At 56.6% G+C, this 16,962-nt stretch carries 13 protein-coding genes and 3 pseudogenes; 10 read left to right on the plus strand and 6 right to left on the minus strand.

The window, feature by feature from the left end:
* Positions 1-123 precede the first annotated feature (123 nt).
* The 6 genes and pseudogenes from AC0L7S_RS11470 (at position 124) to deoA (ending at position 6,388) form a co-directional block, all read left to right on the plus strand.
* Complete coding sequence (locus AC0L7S_RS11470; RefSeq protein ID WP_473471018.1) at positions 124-1,656, plus strand: ABC transporter ATP-binding protein; 1,533 nt, start codon at positions 124-126, stop codon at positions 1,654-1,656.
* Positions 1,653-2,792 (plus strand): ABC transporter permease, encoded by a 1,140-nt coding sequence (locus AC0L7S_RS11475; RefSeq protein ID WP_473471020.1) that lies wholly within the window; start codon positions 1,653-1,655, stop codon positions 2,790-2,792. Before AC0L7S_RS11470 ends, AC0L7S_RS11475 begins: the two co-directional genes overlap by 4 nt.
* A gap of 1 nt (position 2,793) precedes the next feature.
* The gene (locus AC0L7S_RS11480) at positions 2,794-3,765 is read left to right on the plus strand and encodes an ABC transporter permease (protein WP_473471022.1); all 972 of its coding nucleotides are present in this window, start codon (positions 2,794-2,796) and stop codon (positions 3,763-3,765) included.
* A 57-nt stretch (positions 3,766-3,822) separates the two neighbouring features.
* Positions 3,823-4,215: a cytidine deaminase gene (gene cdd / locus AC0L7S_RS11485; RefSeq protein WP_473471023.1), complete on the plus strand. Its 393-nt coding sequence runs from the start codon at positions 3,823-3,825 to the stop codon at positions 4,213-4,215.
* A complete protein-coding gene (locus tag AC0L7S_RS11490; protein ID WP_473471024.1) occupies positions 4,212-5,018 on the plus strand; it encodes a purine-nucleoside phosphorylase in 807 nt (268 codons plus the stop codon). Before cdd ends, AC0L7S_RS11490 begins: the two co-directional genes overlap by 4 nt.
* Positions 5,019-5,069: 51 nt before the next feature.
* Positions 5,070-6,388: pseudogene (gene deoA, locus AC0L7S_RS11495) on the plus strand (thymidine phosphorylase).
* Between the two features lie 44 nt (positions 6,389-6,432).
* Here the strand turns inward: deoA and AC0L7S_RS11500 are convergent.
* From AC0L7S_RS11500 to AC0L7S_RS11510, 3 genes and pseudogenes are all read right to left on the minus strand, one after another.
* Complete coding sequence (locus AC0L7S_RS11500) at positions 6,433-6,999, minus strand: TIGR02281 family clan AA aspartic protease (RefSeq protein WP_473471025.1); 567 nt, start codon at positions 6,997-6,999, stop codon at positions 6,433-6,435.
* Between the two features lie 128 nt (positions 7,000-7,127).
* The gene (gene upp, locus AC0L7S_RS11505; protein ID WP_473471026.1) at positions 7,128-7,757 is read right to left on the minus strand and encodes a uracil phosphoribosyltransferase; all 630 of its coding nucleotides are present in this window, start codon (positions 7,755-7,757) and stop codon (positions 7,128-7,130) included.
* A 129-nt stretch (positions 7,758-7,886) separates the two neighbouring features.
* A pseudogene (locus AC0L7S_RS11510) lies at positions 7,887-8,865 on the minus strand (adenosine deaminase).
* A 113-nt stretch (positions 8,866-8,978) separates the two neighbouring features.
* Here AC0L7S_RS11510 and ubiE point away from each other — a divergent pair.
* The 3 genes and pseudogenes from ubiE (at position 8,979) to coaBC (ending at position 12,808) form a co-directional block, all read left to right on the plus strand.
* On the plus strand, positions 8,979-9,755 hold the full coding sequence (gene ubiE, locus AC0L7S_RS11515; protein WP_473471028.1) for a bifunctional demethylmenaquinone methyltransferase/2-methoxy-6-polyprenyl-1,4-benzoquinol methylase UbiE: 777 nt from the start codon (positions 8,979-8,981) through the stop codon (positions 9,753-9,755).
* A 13-nt stretch (positions 9,756-9,768) separates the two neighbouring features.
* The gene (ubiB, locus tag AC0L7S_RS11520; protein ID WP_473471029.1) at positions 9,769-11,343 is read left to right on the plus strand and encodes a 2-polyprenylphenol 6-hydroxylase; all 1,575 of its coding nucleotides are present in this window, start codon (positions 9,769-9,771) and stop codon (positions 11,341-11,343) included.
* Between the two features lie 119 nt (positions 11,344-11,462).
* Positions 11,463-12,808: pseudogene (gene coaBC / locus AC0L7S_RS11525) on the plus strand (bifunctional phosphopantothenoylcysteine decarboxylase/phosphopantothenate--cysteine ligase CoaBC).
* A 121-nt stretch (positions 12,809-12,929) separates the two neighbouring features.
* On the opposite strand, the gene AC0L7S_RS11530 reads toward coaBC, so the two are convergent.
* From AC0L7S_RS11530 to rpsU, 3 genes are all read right to left on the minus strand, one after another.
* Complete coding sequence (locus tag AC0L7S_RS11530) at positions 12,930-13,397, minus strand: DUF992 domain-containing protein (RefSeq protein WP_473471030.1); 468 nt, start codon at positions 13,395-13,397, stop codon at positions 12,930-12,932.
* 247 nt (positions 13,398-13,644) lie between these two features.
* On the minus strand, positions 13,645-14,490 hold the full coding sequence (locus AC0L7S_RS11535; RefSeq protein ID WP_473471031.1) for a tetratricopeptide repeat protein: 846 nt from the start codon (positions 14,488-14,490) through the stop codon (positions 13,645-13,647).
* 145 nt (positions 14,491-14,635) lie between these two features.
* Positions 14,636-14,896 (minus strand): 30S ribosomal protein S21, encoded by a 261-nt coding sequence (rpsU, locus tag AC0L7S_RS11540; protein ID WP_473471033.1) that lies wholly within the window; start codon positions 14,894-14,896, stop codon positions 14,636-14,638.
* A gap of 340 nt (positions 14,897-15,236) precedes the next feature.
* On the opposite strand from rpsU, the gene AC0L7S_RS11545 reads away from it, so the two are divergent.
* On the plus strand, positions 15,237-16,961 hold the full coding sequence (locus AC0L7S_RS11545) for a sulfatase-like hydrolase/transferase (RefSeq protein ID WP_473471034.1): 1,725 nt from the start codon (positions 15,237-15,239) through the stop codon (positions 16,959-16,961).
* Position 16,962: the final 1 nt, after the last annotated feature.

Here is a 16,962-nt window from a genome sequence, read left to right on the forward strand (position 1 = left end):
ATCGAAATTGACAATATGGCGCCGATTTGTCGAGAGTGGATGTGCGTTGACCCGATTGGCAGGGAAAAGACGGCGTGCTAGAAATTTTTACCAAACAATAAAAATCAAGCTGGGAACCGCCGGATGAGGCAAGCCGCGATCGAGTTGATCGGTATCAACAAGAGCTTCGGGGCGGTTCGTGCAAACCGCGACATCAATCTCGAGATCGAGCGGGGGACCATCCACGGCATTGTCGGGGAAAATGGTGCGGGCAAGTCGACGCTCATGTCGATCCTCTATGGATTTTATCAAGCCGACAGCGGCGAGATCAAGGTTGAGGGCAAACCGACAGCCATAAAGACGTCGAACGACGCCATTGCGGTCGGCATCGGCATGGTTCACCAGCATTTCATGCTGGTCGACAATTTCACGGTTCTGGAAAACGTCATCCTTGGTGCGGAAGGCGATGCGCTGTTGAAAAAGAGTATTGCAAAGGCGCGTTCGGAGCTTGAAAGGCTGGAACGTGAATATGGCCTTGAGGTCGATCCCGATGCGATCGTCGAGGAATTGCCTGTCGGCATCCAACAGCGCGTTGAAATCCTGAAGGCGCTTTATCGCGGTGCCGAAATTCTCATTCTCGATGAACCGACAGGTGTGCTGACGCCTGCCGAGGCAGATCATTTGTTCCGCATTCTTATGCAATTGAAAGAACAGGGCAAAACGATTGTGCTGATCACGCACAAGCTGCGCGAAATCATGGCAATTACCGACAATGTCTCGGTGATGCGACAGGGAACGATGGTTGCAACGCGTGAGACAAGCAAGACCACGGTTGAGGAACTTGCCGAACTCATGGTTGGGCGGCGTGTTCTTCTCACCGTTGACAAGGGTGCGGCAAATCCGGGCGAGGTGAAGCTATCGGTGAACGGCCTGACGGTGAAAGACCAGCGTGGGGTCACTATGGTCGATGATGTATCCTTTGATGTGCGTGCTGGCGAAATTGTTGGAATTGCAGGCGTTGCGGGCAACGGCCAGTCTGAACTTATCGAGGCGATTTGTGGTATCAGGCGTGCTGTCTCGGGCAAGGTCACACTCGACGGCAAACCGATCGATATGACCGGTGCTGCTGATCCGGGTGAATTGCGCGATCGAGGCTTGGCTCATGTGCCGGAGGACCGGCATCATGTCGGGCTTGTGTTGGCATTTGAGGAAAACGAGAACTCCATTCTCGGCTATCATGATGGCGAGCGATATTTGAAGGGACCGTTTCTCGACATTGACGCCATAATTGCGGATGCGAATGACAAGATCGAAAAATACGACATTCGACCGGGCAATCCACGTTTGAAGACCGCCAATTTTTCCGGTGGAAATCAGCAAAAAATCGTGTTGGCGCGGGAAATGGAGCAAGACCCCGGCGTCCTGGTTGTCGGGCAACCGACTCGCGGTGTCGATGTCGGAGCCATCGAATTCATTCACAAGCGGCTGATTGACATGCGCGATCAGGGCAAGGCCGTATTGCTCATTTCCGTTGAACTCGACGAAATCCGTTCGCTCGCCGATCGCATTCTGGTGATGTTCGACGGGCGTATCGTGGGTGAACGGGACGCGCAAGCGAGTGAAGGTGAACTTGGCCTCTTGATGGCCGGTGTCGAACATCAGGAGGCAGCCGAGTGAGCAGCCCTTACGCGAAACTTCCAGCCTGGGCCGATTACGGGCTGATCCCACTGGTCAATTTGTTTGTGGCTTTTGCCGTTGCCGGCGTTGTCGTGATGCTGGTTGGTGAAAATCCGTTGCGCGCCGCCGCCATACTGGTCGAAGGCGCATTCGGGCGAGGCCAAGGCATCGCCTTTACGCTCTACTATGCCACCACCTTCATCTTTACCGGACTATCAGTCGCGGTTGCCGTGCATTGCGGCCTGTTCAATATCGGCACGGAAGGGCAGGCTTATATTGCCGGTCTTGGCGTTGCGGTGGTGTGCCTGACATTCGACAGTATCTTGCCCTGGTGGCTGACCTTCCCGCTCGCCATCGTCGCTGCTGCTGCGGTTGGTGCCTTGTGGGCGTTGATCCCAGCCTATCTGCAAGCCAGACGCGGGTCGCACATCGTCATAACCACCATCATGTTCAACTTCATTGCAGCCTCGATCATGGTCTACATGCTGGTGGGAATGCTCAAGCCAGCGGGTTCGATGGCACCGCAGACACGCCTGTTTCTTGAAGGCGCGCAATTGCCCAAGCTGAACTGGGTGATTGAACTGTTCGGCGCCAAAATCCGCTCTGCGCCGTTCAATATTTCGTTTCTTCTGGCCTTGCTTATGGCCTACCTCGTCTGGGTTCTGATCTGGCGCACCAAGCTGGGTTATGAAATGCGCACCTATGGTCACAGCCCCCGGGCGGCGCGCTATGCCGGTATTTCCGAAACGCGCATCATCCTGATTACCATGATGATTTCTGGTGCTTTGGCGGGAATGATGGCACTCAACCCGACCATGGGAGACCAGCATAATGTGGCGATTGATTTCGTCAGTGGCGCAGGTTTCGTTGGCATCGCCGTGGCGCTGATGGGGCGCTCGCATCCGGTTGGCATCGTATTGGCGGCCATTCTTTTCGGGGTGCTTTACCAAGGTGGTGCCGAACTCGCTTTCGAAATGCCTGCAATCAGCCGCGACATGATCGTCATCATCCAGGGATTGGTCATCCTGTTCGCGGGGGCGCTGGAGCACATGTTCCGACCGTCCATCCAGGCGCTGTTTGCCTCATTCAGTCCAAAATCGGTAGGCTTGTCGCAAGCAAAAGGAAAGGGTGCCTGAGATGGATATCTTCATTGCCATCATTCAGACGCTCGATTCGACAGTGCGATTGTCTGTTCCTCTGTTGCTGGCTTGCCTTGCGGGTCTCTATTCGGAGCGAGCCGGTATTTTCGATATCGGCCTTGAAGGCAAGATGCTGGTCGGTGCTTTTGCCGGTGCTGCCGCAGCCGCCGTTTTCCAGTCCGCGCTGATCGGCCTTGGCATGGCGATCCTGATTTCCGTTTCCTTTGCGATGATCCACGGGTTCGCCTCGATCACGCATCGCGGCAATCAGATTGTTTCCGGCGTGGCGATCAATTTCATTGCGGCTGGGTCTACCGTCATTCTGGGCCAGGCATGGTTTCACCAGGGCGGGCGCACGCCGGCTCTCAGTCCTGGCGAACGCTTTTCGCCGATCACCCTGCCGGGAGCCAATGCGGCGAGGGATATCCCGATCGTTGGTCCGCTTTATTCCGAACTGCTGTCGGGACATTCGCTGCTTGCCTACATCGCTTTCGCCATGGTTCCGATCACGTGGTGGATATTGTTTCGCACCCGCTTTGGTCTGCGCCTCAGGGCCGTTGGTGAAAATCCGGCCGCTGTCGATACTGCGGGTATTTCCGTCACCTGGCTGCGCTACCGCGCATTGATCTGCACCGGCGTGCTGACTGGCGTGGCGGGAGCCTATTTGTCGATGGCGCAAAATGGCGGCTTCGTCAAAGACATGACTGCGGGCAAGGGTTACATCGCGCTTGCGGCACTGATCTTTGCCAAATGGAAGCCGGTCAACGCCATGTTCGCCTGCCTGTTGTTCGGCTTTCTCGATGCGCTTTCGATCCGTCTGCAAGGCACGCCATTGCCGATCATTGGCAAGGTGCCGGTGCAATTCATGCAGGCGTTGCCCTATATTCTCACCGTCGTCCTTTTGGCAGGTTTCATCGGCAAGGCGATCCCGCCGCGTGCCGGGGGTGTGCCATATGTGAAAGAGCGTTGAGCATGATCTTGAAGTATGGCGTCGGGTTTTCGAAAATGGTCATGGGAAGGAACATGAATGTCGCATGACCTGTTTGAGGCTGCGCGGGCTGCGATGAAAAAAGCCTATGCGCCTTATTCCAAATTTCCGGTGGGTGCTGCGATCCGCACTGAAGATGGCCGGGTTTTTGCCGGTGCCAATATCGAAGTGGCGTCTTTTCCCGAGGGCTGGTGTGCTGAAACCACGGCCCTTGGACACTACATCATGGGGGGCGGTGGCAAGATTGTCGAGATCGCAGTAATTGCCGAGCGTATGGCGAAATGCTCGCCTTGCGGCGGGTGTCGCCAGCGTCTGGCGGAATTCTGCCAACCGGAGACAAAGCTCTATCTTTGTGACGAAAGCGGTGTGGCTGATACCGTAACCATGGGCGATATGCTGCCCTATGGTTTTCGTGGCGATACGCTGAAATGAAGGAGGCGATGGATTGCCTCACCGAGCGCCTTGGCGGCTTGATGCCGTCGACCGCGCTGATCCTCGGTTCCGGCCTGGGTGATCTTATCAATGAGATCGAGAATCCGATTGATATTCCGTATTCCGATCTGCCGGGGTTTCCGCAAAGCGGCGTGAGCGGCCATGCGGGGAAACTGGTGGCGGGGTCATATGGCGGCAAGCCTGTCGCCATGTTGGCGGGGCGAGCGCATTATTATGAGCATGGCGACGCGGCTGCGATGCGGCCAATCATCGAGACACTCGCAGGCATTGGCGTGACCAGGCTTATCTTGACAAACGCAGCGGGGTCGCTCGATCCCGACATGGTGCCCGGCTCGGTCATGCTGGTCACCGACCACATCAATTTCTCCGGCTCGAACCCATTGATTGGCGAGGCCAGCGACCGGCGGTTTGTCGGTTTGAGCGAGGCTTACGATGCCGATATGCGCGCGGCGCTGGAGGAGGCGGCAACGGCAAGCGAGACACCTTTGCACAAGGGCGTCTATATGTGGTTCTCCGGGCCATCTTTTGAAACACCTGCGGAAATCCGTATGGCGCGCCTGCTTGGTGCCAACGCGGTCGGCATGTCGACGGTGCCAGAGGTTATCCTTGCGCGCTTTTACGGGCTGCGCGTTGCGGCCTGCTCGGTTATTACCAATCTCGCTGCCGGTATGACCGGGACCGAACTGTCGCATCGCGAAACCAAGGATATGGCGCCTCTTGGCGGCGCGCGTTTGGCCAAAATTCTGAAGAGGGCCTTTCAGGACGGAATGTTTGATGGCTAGAGCATCGGGCGGTTGTGTGAACAGGCTCTGTCAACAAGGGGAGTGTTGCTGATGCTCCCGCAGGAAATTATCCGCAGGAAACGCGATGGTCACAAACTGTCTGGCGAGGAGGTTGCCGCGTTTGTGAAAGGCATAAGCGATGGCAGTATCCCGGACGGGCAGGTAGCCGCTTTTGCCATGGCGATTTTCTTCAATGGCATGGCCCGCGACGAGGCGGTGGCGCTGACGCTTGCCATGCGCGATTCAGGGCAAGTGCTGGATTGGTCCGATTTGCCGGGCCCGGTGACAGACAAGCACTCGACGGGCGGCGTCGGCGACAACGTCTCCCTGATGCTTGCACCAATCGTTGCGGCTTGCGGAGCTTACGTGCCGATGATTTCAGGGCGCGGCCTTGGCCACACCGGCGGCACGCTGGACAAGATGGATGCCATCCCCGGTTACACGACGCAGCCGGATCTTGCGCTGTTTCGTCATGCGGTCCTCAAGACGGGAGCGGCCATAATCGGGCAGACTTCAGACCTCGCTCCGGCCGATCGTCGCCTCTATGGTATTCGCGATGTGACCGCAACGGTCGAGTCCATTGCGCTGATTACGGCCTCGATCCTGTCGAAGAAACTGGCTGCGGGATTAGGCTCACTGGTGCTCGATGTGAAGGTTGGCAACGGCGCTTCATGGAGAAATCGCGCGATGCGACCACGCTGGCGAACAATCTTGTCGAGGTTGCCAATGGGGCGGGTCTCAGGGCCTCGGCGCTCGTTACCAGTATGAATGAACCACTGGCGTCGGCGGCGGGCAACGCGGTCGAGGTTCGCAACGCCGTTGATTTTCTGACTGGTCGCCATCGTGACAAACGACTTGAAGATGTGACCCTGGCGCTGGCTGGCGAAATGTTGCATCTGGCGGGTGTTGCACCTTCAAACAAGGATGCGCTGCGCCTTGCCGGTGAAGCGCTTGAAGGCGGGCGTGCTGCAAGCGTGTTCGGGCAAATGGTGGCCGCACTCGGTGGTCCAACCGATTTTGTCGAGAAATCCGAACAATATCTGCCAAAGGCCGCAATTCAGTTGCCCATCAAAGCCACACGTAACGGCTTCGTCACCGGTGTGGCGACACGCGATATCGGGCTTGCCGTGGTCAAGCTGGGCGGCGGGCGTATTCGCGCCGATGACCCGGTAGATCATGCTGTGGGCATTACCGGGATGCTGCCGACCGGCTCAGAGGTTCACGCCGGCGATGTCTTGGCATTCGTCCATGCCCGGACAGACAGCGAGGCGGAGGCTGGCGCCAACTCGGTTCTTGCAGCCTATGAGATCGGCTCTTCGCGCCCGGCGCATGGCAAGGCCATTTTGCGCCGCATTGTGCCTCATAGCTGAATTATATGAACTCAAGGAGTTGAAGGCGGCACATCACTGAGCGTCTATTGCTCAAGCAGCATCGTGCCGCTTTCAGCCTTGTAGGCAGCAAGCCTGCTCAGGAAGCTCATGCCGATCAAATTGGTTCGCAGCGCCTTGTCGTCAAGCACGATGGTCTTGACGTTATCGAGGTTTATCTTGCCGATTTGCAGGCTTTTGATGGTGGCAAATGCCCCTTTCAGCGACCCATTGGCTGTGTGAACCTCGTGCTTGTAGTCCGACATGTTCAGGGAAATTCCGATCTTTCGTGCCGTCGATGTATTGATGGCAACGAGAGTGGCGCCGGTATCAATCAGGGCATCGACTTTTCGCCCGTTGAATTTGAATGGTGCCGTGAAATGACCGAAAGCATCTTGCGTGACGATGACCTTGCGACCCGACCGTGTGGCCTTGGATTGAGCCTGCGACACATCGACGATATTGATCTCAGGCGTCAAAACCCGGTCTTCGCGGGTGCTTTGGACGGCGGATTTGAGCATGGCGTCAACTGCCTGCTGATTTGACTGGTAGATAACCGGTAGCGCCGCTGTTGTTCCAACGAAGGTGCCGAGCATGAGTAGTTTGCGTATCATAGGCCTGCCCCTGTAAGTGAGTGCAGGCTATACCAAGGGTGGTATCGAGTGCCTTAAACGACCTGCGATGTGCTCGGCAGGCAGCCGGAAACCTTGGATTTGTGTAAACGCGCCGTTAAACGCCGGCGTTATTTTGTCCCATATAAGCGGTCGCCGGCATCGCCGAGACCGGGAAGAATATAGCCCTTTTCATTCAATTGCCGGTCGATCGAGGCTGTGTAGACAGGCACGTCAGGATGCGCCTTTGTGAAGCGTTCAATGCCTTCGGGAGCAGCCAGAAGGCAGAGAAAACGGATGTTGGTCGCGCCGCGTTCTTTCAATTTTTCGATGGCGGCAATTGCCGAGTTTGCCGTTGCCAGCATTGGGTCGACGACGATTACCAAGCGGTCTGCCAGATCACTGGGTGCCTTAAAAAAATACTCGACCGCTTCCAGTGTTTCATGATCCCGATAGAGGCCGATATGGGCAACGCGCGCAGCAGGAACCAGATCGAGCAAGCCTTCCAGGAGACCGTTTCCGGCGCGAAGAACCGAGGCGAAGACCAGCTTTTTGCCTTCAAGGATCGGTGCGTCCATTTCCTCGATCGGCGTTTCAATCCGGGTCGTTGTGAGTTCGAGATGGCGCGTCACCTCATAGCCCAGCAGCAGCGATATTTCGCGCAATAGCCGCCGAAATCCTGCGGTCGAGGTCTGCTTGTTTCGCATAATAGTCAGCTTGTGCTGGACAAGGGGATGGTCGACGACGGTGACACCCTTCATGAAATTCTCCTCGGCTTTGGCAATGAAATTATGTGGGGCAATGATATTATTTGGCGCAATGATACTATCTGGCGGCGTCTACGCGAGAAACCGCTGACGGAAAGCCAATCACAGTTTTTGCCGAGACAATCAACGACCAGTTGCGTTATTGAGCCGGTCGATGAGTGCAGATTTCGTTTTTCTGTCGACAAAGGCAGCTTCGATAGCTGTGCGGGTGATGTCGGTAAGCGCTTTTTCGTCCATCTCGAAGTGTTTGGCCGCGATATCGTATTCCTTCTTGAGGGACGTCCAGAAATATGGCGGGTCATCGGAATTGAGGGTTATCTTGCACCCAGCCTGTTTCAGTAAAAGCAGAGGGTGGCTGGCAAAATCCGGGAAGACGTTGAGGGCGATGTTGGAACCGGGACAGCATTCCAGCACAATGCCTTCTTCGACAATACGGCGAGACAAGATCCGGGTTTTCGATGGCGCGCACACCATGCCCGATGCGAGACGGGCGAATGTGGTCGAGGGCTGCTTCGACACTTTCCCACCCCGTCAGTTCGCCAGCGTGGATTGTGATGCCAAGACCGGCTTCGCGGGCGATCTCGAAGGCGCGCACATAGTCTTCCATATCACCGATGCGCTCGTCTCCGGCCACGCCAAATCCACTCACCAGAGGGTGATCGCATTTGGCGGCAAAGCGTGCGGCCTTTTCGATTGCCTCAATGCTGGTATGGCGCACGCCTGTTACAATCATGCGGCCTTCAATGCCCGTTTTTGCCTTGGCGCGCGAAATTCCCTCTCCCAATGCGTCGGTATATGCTGTGGGCGAAAGCCCGGCGCGTTGGGCATGGTCGGGAGATGTGAACACTTCCGAGTAAATCGCGCCGTCGCGTGCGAGGCTTGTCAGATAATGGTCGGCAAGCAATGCGTAGTCATCTTCTGTGCGAAACAGGTCGGCGGAGAAATCATAGGCGGCAAGGAAGCTGGTGAAGTCGTTCCAGACAAAAGATCCATCGCGGATGAAGGGCGTGACGTCCTTGCCATATTTTTCGGCTTGCCGGGTGACAAGCTCGGGAGAAGCCGCCCCTTCAATGTGGCAGTGCAGTTCCGCTTTCAAGGGCATGAGTTCTTCCTGTTGCCTGCGTCGCAGAAGCGCGGCTGAACACCGCGCCTTAAACAATAGCGCCTCGTATCCTGATCGGCTATGGTCGCGCCGGATTTATGGCGGATCAGAACATGTCAGTTGAAAGAACCACCGCCTCAGGTGGAATGGAAACATCCTACGGTTTCAACGAGGTAGGCGTTGGCGACAAGCAGCCGCTCGTCAACGATGTTTTCCACAAGGTAGCCAAGCGCTACGACGTGATGAACGATTTGATGTCGGCTGGTATGCATCGGCTGTGGAAAGATGCCATGGTGGCATGGCTCAACCCGCCAAGACGTCAGGGATGGACAGTTCTGGATGTCGCCGGCGGCACTGGCGATATTGCCTTTCGCATTGTCGAGGCAAGCCACGGCAATGCCCATGCGACGGTTCTGGACATTAATGGGTCGATGCTTGGTGTCGGGCGTGATCGTGCCGAAAAGAAGAAAATTTCCGCGAATACCGAGTTCGTCGAGGCGAATGCGGAAGAGCTTCCCTTTGCCGAGGCTACGTTCGATGCCTATACGATTGCGTTCGGCATTCGAAACGTTCCGCGTATCGACGTGGCATTGGCCGAGGCATTTCGCGTATTGAAGCCCGGCGGCCGGTTTCTTTGCCTGGAATTCTCGGATGTCGATATGCCAGTGCTTGATAAGGTCTATGAAGCATGGTCGTTCAACGCCATTCCGAAGATAGGAAAGATGGTCACGGGAGACGGTGAACCTTATTCCTATCTGGTCGAGTCGATCCGCAAATTCCCGGATCAGGCGAATTTCGCGGAGATGATTTCAAAAGCGGGGTTTGACCGCGTCACATTCCGCAACTATTCCGGCGGCATCGCAGCAATTCACTCGGGCTGGAAGCTTTGACGGAATCGATTTCATGAGCACTGTCGGCGCTGCCTTCCGGTTGGTGCGGGCCGGGTGGGTGCTGGTGCGCGAAGGCGTGGTGGCGGCCATTCCGGGCGATCAGCTTTCCGGTTTGCCGAAATTTGGCTGGCGCTTTGCGCGCCTGCTTGCTCGCCGCCGCGCGCTTCGTCAGGGGCGCAGTGACCGGCTGGCAAGGGCAGTCGCAAGACTTGGACCGTCTTATGTGAAGCTTGGCCAGTTCTTGGCGACGCGGCCCGATGTTGTCGGCAATGACATTGCGGTCGATCTGGCACTCCTGCAAGACAAGATGCAGACTTTTCCGCAGGCTGAAGCCGTGGGTGCTATCGAGGCTTCGCTGGGGCGGCGGGTAGACGACCTTTACGCCAAATTTGGCGATGCTGTCGCGGCGGCGTCAATTGCACAGGTTCATTCAGCCGAGATCATGCGCGATGGCGTGTCGCGGCAAGTGGCCGTCAAGGTGATACGCCCAGGCGTGCGCCGCCGGTTCCAGCACGATCTGGAGAGTTATTTTCTGGCGGCGCGGCTGCAAGAAAAATACATTCCTTCATCTCGACGGCTGCGGCCGGTCGAAGTGACCCAGACACTTGCCCAGACAACCCGGATCGAGATGGATTTGCGCCTCGAAGGGGCTGCACTTTCCGAAATCGGTGAGAACATCAAGGAAGATCCGGGCTTTCGCGTGCCATCCGTGGATTGGGAGCGCACCGGCAGGGACGTGCTCACCATGGAGTGGGTCGACGGCATCAAGATGAACGATGTGGCCGCTATGCAAGAGGCTGGTCACGACCTCAAGGCGATTGCCGCAAACCTGATCCAGTCGTTTCTGCGTCATACGCTGCGCGACGGTTTCTTTCATGCGGATATGCATCCGGGCAATTTGTTTGTCGAGGCCGACGGGACGATTGTGGCCGTCGATCTGGGGATTGCCGGACGGCTCGGCAAGAAGGAGCGGCGGTTCCTTGCTGAAATCCTGTTCGGATTTATTACGCGTGACTATCTGCGTGTTGCGCAAGTTCACTTCGAAGCGGGCTATGTGCCGCACAAACACGACGTCGCCGCCTTTGCTCAGGCTATCCGTGCCATCGGAGAACCCATTCATGGCCAGCCTGCCGAAACCATTTCCATGGCCAAGCTTCTGACGCTTCTGTTCGAGGTGACCGAACTGTTCGACATGGAAACGCGGCCCGAACTGATTTTGCTGCAAAAAACCATGGTGGTTGTTGAAGGCGTCGCGCGCACTCTCGATCCGGCCTTCAATATGTGGAAGACCTCCGAGCCGGTGGTCGGCGACTGGATTGCCGGCAATCTTGGTCCGCGCGGCATGCTTGCCGATGCGCGCGAAGGTTTGGTTTCATTGGTTTCGCTAGCGCGTCAGATGCCCGAAATGGCGACGCGGTTTGAGCGCTTGTCGCGCGAAATCGATGTGATGGCGGAAAGCGGTTTGCGTTTCGACGCCGAAACGGCGCGAGCTATCGGTAAAGCGGAGGCGCGCTATTCGTGGTCCGGCAGGCTCGCGCTTTGGGTCATTGCCTTGACGCTGGTCTACATCGCCTGGAACGTCATCTGAAATCTTGCGATATTTGATTGCATTGCTATCATTGCAATCGAAGATGAGAGGCAAGGTGCAATCATATGGCCAGCATCACCATTCGTAATCTGGGCGACGAGGTGAAAGAATCGCTTCGCATGCTTGCCGCTGAGAATGACCGCTCTATGGAGGAGCAGGTCCGCATCATGATCCGTGACATGGTGGAAGGCCAGATGGGCTCCGGCGAACGCATGGAACGGATCGAACAGGCGTTTCGCGATCTTGTCGCACCCGTGGATCAAGCCGGTGCTGAGGCTGTAAATACCGGTCCGCTTGCGCAGGGTGGTCTTTCCGGCAAGCGCATTTTGCTCATTATCGGCGGCGGTATTGCGGCTTACAAAAGCCTCGACCTTATTCGCCGGTTGCGCGAACGTGGTGCACGCGTTCGCCCGATCATGACGATGGCGGCACAGCAGTTCGTTACTCCATTGTCAGTTGGGGCATTGGCCGCCGATCAGGTCTTCACCGATCTGTTCGACCGTCAGGATGAGCAGGATATTGGCCATATTCGTCTGTCGCGCGAGGCCGACCTGATTGTCATAGCGCCGGCGACCGCAGACCTGATGGCCAAGCTTGCCGGTGGACACGCCAATGATTTGGCATCGGCTGTACTTCTGGCGACCAATAAGGCTGTGTTGATGGCACCTGCCATGAACCCGAGAATGTGGGGGCATCCGGCAACCCGGCGCAATCGCTCGATGCTGGAAAAGGATGGGGTCCACTTTGTTGGGCCGGGACGCGGAGAAATGGCTGAGAGCGGCGAAGCAGGCGAGGGGCGAATGGCAGAACCGCTGGAAATCGTTGCAACTATCGAGAGGCTTTTGGAACCAAGCCACAAGCCGCTTGCGGGTCGAAAGATCATTGTCACGTCGGGACCGACGCATGAACCGATCGATCCGGTTCGCTACATCGCCAATCGTTCGTCTGGCAAGCAGGGGCACGCCATCGCTGCGGCATTGGCCAAGTTGGGGGCCGATGTTCGGCTGGTATCAGGGCCTGTAACGATTGCCGATCCAGCTGGCGTGACAACCATCCATATTGAGCGCGCAGAGGAAATGCGCGATACGGTCGAGAAATTACTGCCTGCGGATGCAGCCGTGTTCGTGGCGGCAGTTGCCGATTGGCGCTCCGCTCTGTCAGTGGGCGAAAAGATAAAAAGGTGGCAGGCGAGGGAGCACCCTCGCTCCAGATGGTCGAAAATCCGGATATCCTTGCCGGTGTCGGCCATCACCAAAACCGCCCGTTGCTCGTTGTCGGATTTGCTGCCGAAACACAAGACATCGTCAGGAATGCCGAAGCCAAGCTCAACAAGAAGGGCGCCGACTTCATCGTTGCAAACGATGTTTCGCACGACAGCGGTGTCGGGCCGTCCGGCGTCATGGGGGTGAGCGAAACAGGGTGCGCATCGTCTCCAGGTCCGGCGTCGAACAATGGCCGGAGATGACGAAGGATCAGGTGGCCGAACGACTGGCTACTCTTATTGCCAAGCGGCTGAAGACGGTTGTGACGTAACAGGGCAGGCCCGGTTTTCGCGAGCCTGCCCCGATGGTATCGGGTATTGCGCGTTATTTCAGCGAGTGTGTCAGTTCCAGCGACGTTACCGCTACTGCGACGTTCAGGCCGGTTTGCGCCTGCACGCTCAATGGCTGCAAGCTGTAGGATTTCTGGAAGCCGCCGACAAGCAGATTGGCACCGCCACCCGTCACGATGCTGGCTTCGGCGTTGACGCCGTAATATTTGCCAGCAAGGCTGCCGCTGTCATAGTCGCGCGTTGCCGACAAAACCGACCAGATCAATTCTCCCTGATGGGTCGATCCAAGGTCTACGCCCAGCTTCGAGATGATGCCCGAATATCTTTCGGGGCTTGAGCCATCCGACGGATTGAACGTGCAGGTGACGCCCTTGTTCGAAGCGACAACATAAGATGCACCGCCATCAATGGCGCAATCTAGAACACCCAGTTCCAACCGGCTGGCTTGTGCAGGTGCAGCAATGGACAACAAGGCGAGGGTAGCGACTAGCGGTTTCAGCATGGGATAATCCTTCCATATATTCATCCACGGTAACGGATGAAGCGGAAGAGCGTTCCGCCAAAACCTTGGCGCGATCAAGGCAATCTGCGCGTGGCGTTTGTCAGCAGCCGAAAATAAGTAAAGCGGGCTGGTGGAGCGGCGTTTTGCAAGCATAACCAGCAAAGATCGAAGCGGCGAACCGCTTCAATCCATTTCTTCACTGCGCAGTTCCATCTGGAAGACTGCACACGATTTTCCGGGAATGGTCTTATCCGGCGCGGGTTCGATCCAGTCCGTCCTTGGCCGGTTGGTAATTTGGATCGAGGTGAACGGCTTCGCGATAAGACTTGGCTGCTCGCGCCTTTTCGCCGCGCCGTTCATAGACCAGCGCCTGATTTGCCCAGGATTCGGCGTTCTTTCCGTCAAGTTTGATCGCTGTGTTGAAATCGGCAAATGCGTTGTCTTCCTGATTCAACGCCAGATAGGAAAGACCTCGTCCATTGTAAGGTTCTGCGGCATCAGGTGCCAATGAAATGGCTGTCGAGAAATCCTCGATAGCGAATTTGTGCTGACCCTGGCGCTGATAGATCAGCCCACGATTATGGTAGGCGCGCGCATCGGTCGTATCGAGTTCGATCGCCTTTTGGAAATCGTTGAATGCCTCGTTGGTGCGGCCAGCCTTGCGGTAAAGATTGCCGCGGCCGATATAGGCCGCGTCATAACGCGCATTGATCTGGATGGCCCGGTTGTAGTCGGCAAGTGCGCGGGTCTGGTCGCCCATGAAGCGGTAGATGAGCGCACGGTTCGAATAGGCCTGATAGAAATTGGGATTGAGTTGAAGGGCTTTGTTGAAGTCTTTCAGTGCTGCCTGATATTTGCCGCCACGCCCATAGGCCGATCCACGCACATTGTAAGATTCGGGGTCGCGTGGATTGCGGTCAATGACTGCTGAGAGAGACGAAATGTTTTCGCTCGATCCTTGCGCGGTGTCGATGCTTGTCAGTTCCCCGGCTGGTCCGGTCTGGCACCCGGCGAGGGCCATGCCTGAAAGGAGAACTGCTGCCAGCGCAAAGCCGTTCAGTGCAGTTCTTCGTTTCCCAGTCAAAACATTCATCACAATTGCGTCCTCACTTGCTCCACACCGCTCGGTCCCCCGCACCGGCACATATCAACATTGCTTGATAAAAACAAAAAAAGTGGCGGCGATTCCGCATCGCGCCACTTTGGTATCCCTTGAAAAGGGCGAAAAACGGACGTGCTCAGCGCGACGCGCGTGCTGCACCGGCCGCAGCAATGGCCGGGCGTGGCGTCGAGGGAAGCAGACCTTCACGCTGGGCGCGCTTGCGTGCCAGCTTGCGAGCCCGGCGAACGGCTTCGGCCTTTTCGCGCGCGCGCTTTTCCGACGGCTTTTCATAATGTCCGCGCATTTTCATTTCGCGGAAAATACCTTCGCGCTGCATCTTCTTCTTGAGTGCGCGAAGTGCCTGATCAACATTGTTGTCGCGGACGAGTACCTGCACGGGCAATCCTGTCTTTCGTGTTTGGGTCAACTGCCAACTAAAATCAACGACATGCAGCCACAGCTACAAGCCTCCGCGGCAGAGTCCACCGCGAATTTCGGCGGCTGATACCAGAAAGAGCATGCCGTGTCCACAAAAAGAATAACTCTAAACGCCGATTCCACAACCCGCCATAGGTGGAAAATTTCATGACGCATACACGTTTCGACATTCGAACAGTTTCGAGGGTTTGGCGCTGGTGTCACAACATCAAGGTGACGGATTAAGGTTAAGCCCAGTATTGGTTTGTATTGCCTGGAGGGATAATTGAAAACAGGTTTGAAAATGCGAGATCTGTTTTGTGCGAAAGACTGCAATATTTCTGGCGCGGCTACTTTGCCACCCGGCTGCAATCATCCTTATCAGTGTTGCCGGTATCCTGGCGACGTGGAATGCAGAAAATGAATGGCTATCGGTTCCTTTTTCTATAGCCGTGGTCGGTGTTATTGCCGGGTTCATATTTGCCGTGTCGCGCCGCCCGGTCTTTTCCATCTATCTGGGCTGGATGATCATCGGTCTGTTCACGGTCGTTTCCGCAATCAAATACAAGATGAAGGGTTTTTCGCTGCACTTCTATGATGCGGTCTTCGTTGCCAAGGACCCGGAAGTCTATCGGTTCCTCTTAAGTTCCTATCTCTATCTCATCATCCCGGTGTTGATCGCGCTGGCGCTGGTCGTGGCGATGTCAGTGCTGCTGTTCAAGGTTGATCGCCCGATAGCCTGGCCAGTACGTGTGCGAACGCTGGTTCTTGCTGGGCTGGCCGTTGCCCTGCCGCTGACATTTCCCAGTGAGGCGTCTGAAGGGCGCTTCTCTTACTATATGCAAGGCCGCCATGCGTCGGCGTTTTTCGTGTCGCTGCTAGACCTGCGCAACTTGATCGTGCAGCCCAAATTCGAGACACGGCTCGAAGCCATGGCGCCTCAGGCACCGTTCCCGGATACGGTCGAGTGCGGCGATCTCAAGAAGCTTCCCGATGTCTTTTTCGTATTGCAGGAAACCCAATCCAATCCGGCCGATTTTCCGCAGATCGCCAATGGTGCGGGCTTTTTGAAGCGATTTGCGCCGGGAACCGGCAAACCCCATCCCATGTCGGTGGAAACCTTCGGTGGTGGCACGTGGATTACCAATCTGTCGCTGATGAGCGGTCTTTCAGCTACCGATTTCGGCTGGCGCAGCCCCTATCTCACCATCACGCTCCAGGACCGGTTGCAGGGCGCGCTGCCACAGATCATGGCGCGCTGCGGCTATCGCACCGCTGTGCTGATGCCCATGGGCTACAATTTCGTCAATGAAGGGCCGTTCCTGAAATCAATCGGCTTCGAGACAATTCTGGACATCGACGCCATTGCCGCACCCTCCTATCATATGCGCGACGACTTCTATTATCGCGCGGCAGAAGCCTTCATCGCCCAACATCGCAAGGAAGACGGGCGGCCATTGTTCTTTGAGATACAGACGATGTTTCCGCATTCGCCCTATGAAGAACACATGAAACCGGAGGTGAAGGTAAGCGGCGAGCCGTTCTCGCCTGATTTCGGTATAGACGAGTATCTTCGCCGCATGGCGATTGCGCGCGGTGATTTCGAGGTATTCCTCGATAAACGTGCGGCCAAGCCGACCGAGAGGGGTTCTGTCGTGTTTGAATTCGGCGACCACCAGTCCTTCGTGACAAAGCCTCTGGTTGCTGAACTTGCCGGCAAGGATGCTTTGAGCCGACCTGATTCGCTTGCGTATCGCACCTTCTACACACTCACCACCTTCAATCACCCGCTCAGGCATCCGATGCCGGACACCCCATCACTCGATATCGGCTTTGTCGGCGCAAGTCTGTTCGACGCCGTTGGTCTGCCGATGTCGCCGATGATGCGCGATCTCGTTCGCCTGCGTGACCTGTGTGGCGGTGTTTTTCACGGCTGCCCGGATCGGGAAGCGGTGGATATCCATCTGAGACGGCGTATTGATTCTGGCTTGTTGCATCTGTTCCCGAAGGCTGCCCCGCTCGATCCGCTGGTCGCTGCCAGATAGC

The organism is Mesorhizobium sp. G2-6-1 (genome assembly GCF_055809095.1).

Excerpts from the sequence above, each read along its gene's own strand:
- AC0L7S_RS11470 (WP_473471018.1), top strand. The coding sequence starts at position 124 with ATGAGGCAAGCCGCGATCGAGTTGATCGGTATCAACAAGAGCTTCGGG.
- AC0L7S_RS11480 (WP_473471022.1), top strand. The coding sequence starts at position 2,794 with ATGGATATCTTCATTGCCATCATTCAGACGCTCGATTCGACAGTGCGA.
- cdd (WP_473471023.1), top strand. The coding sequence starts at position 3,823 with ATGTCGCATGACCTGTTTGAGGCTGCGCGGGCTGCGATGAAAAAAGCC.
- AC0L7S_RS11490 (WP_473471024.1), top strand. The coding sequence starts at position 4,212 with ATGAAGGAGGCGATGGATTGCCTCACCGAGCGCCTTGGCGGCTTGATG.
- AC0L7S_RS11500 (WP_473471025.1), bottom strand. The coding sequence starts at position 6,999 with ATGATACGCAAACTACTCATGCTCGGCACCTTCGTTGGAACAACAGCG.
- upp (WP_473471026.1), bottom strand. The coding sequence starts at position 7,757 with ATGAAGGGTGTCACCGTCGTCGACCATCCCCTTGTCCAGCACAAGCTG.
- ubiE (WP_473471028.1), top strand. The coding sequence starts at position 8,979 with ATGTCAGTTGAAAGAACCACCGCCTCAGGTGGAATGGAAACATCCTAC.
- ubiB (WP_473471029.1), top strand. The coding sequence starts at position 9,769 with ATGAGCACTGTCGGCGCTGCCTTCCGGTTGGTGCGGGCCGGGTGGGTG.
- AC0L7S_RS11530 (WP_473471030.1), bottom strand. The coding sequence starts at position 13,397 with ATGCTGAAACCGCTAGTCGCTACCCTCGCCTTGTTGTCCATTGCTGCA.
- AC0L7S_RS11535 (WP_473471031.1), bottom strand. The coding sequence starts at position 14,490 with ATGAATGTTTTGACTGGGAAACGAAGAACTGCACTGAACGGCTTTGCG.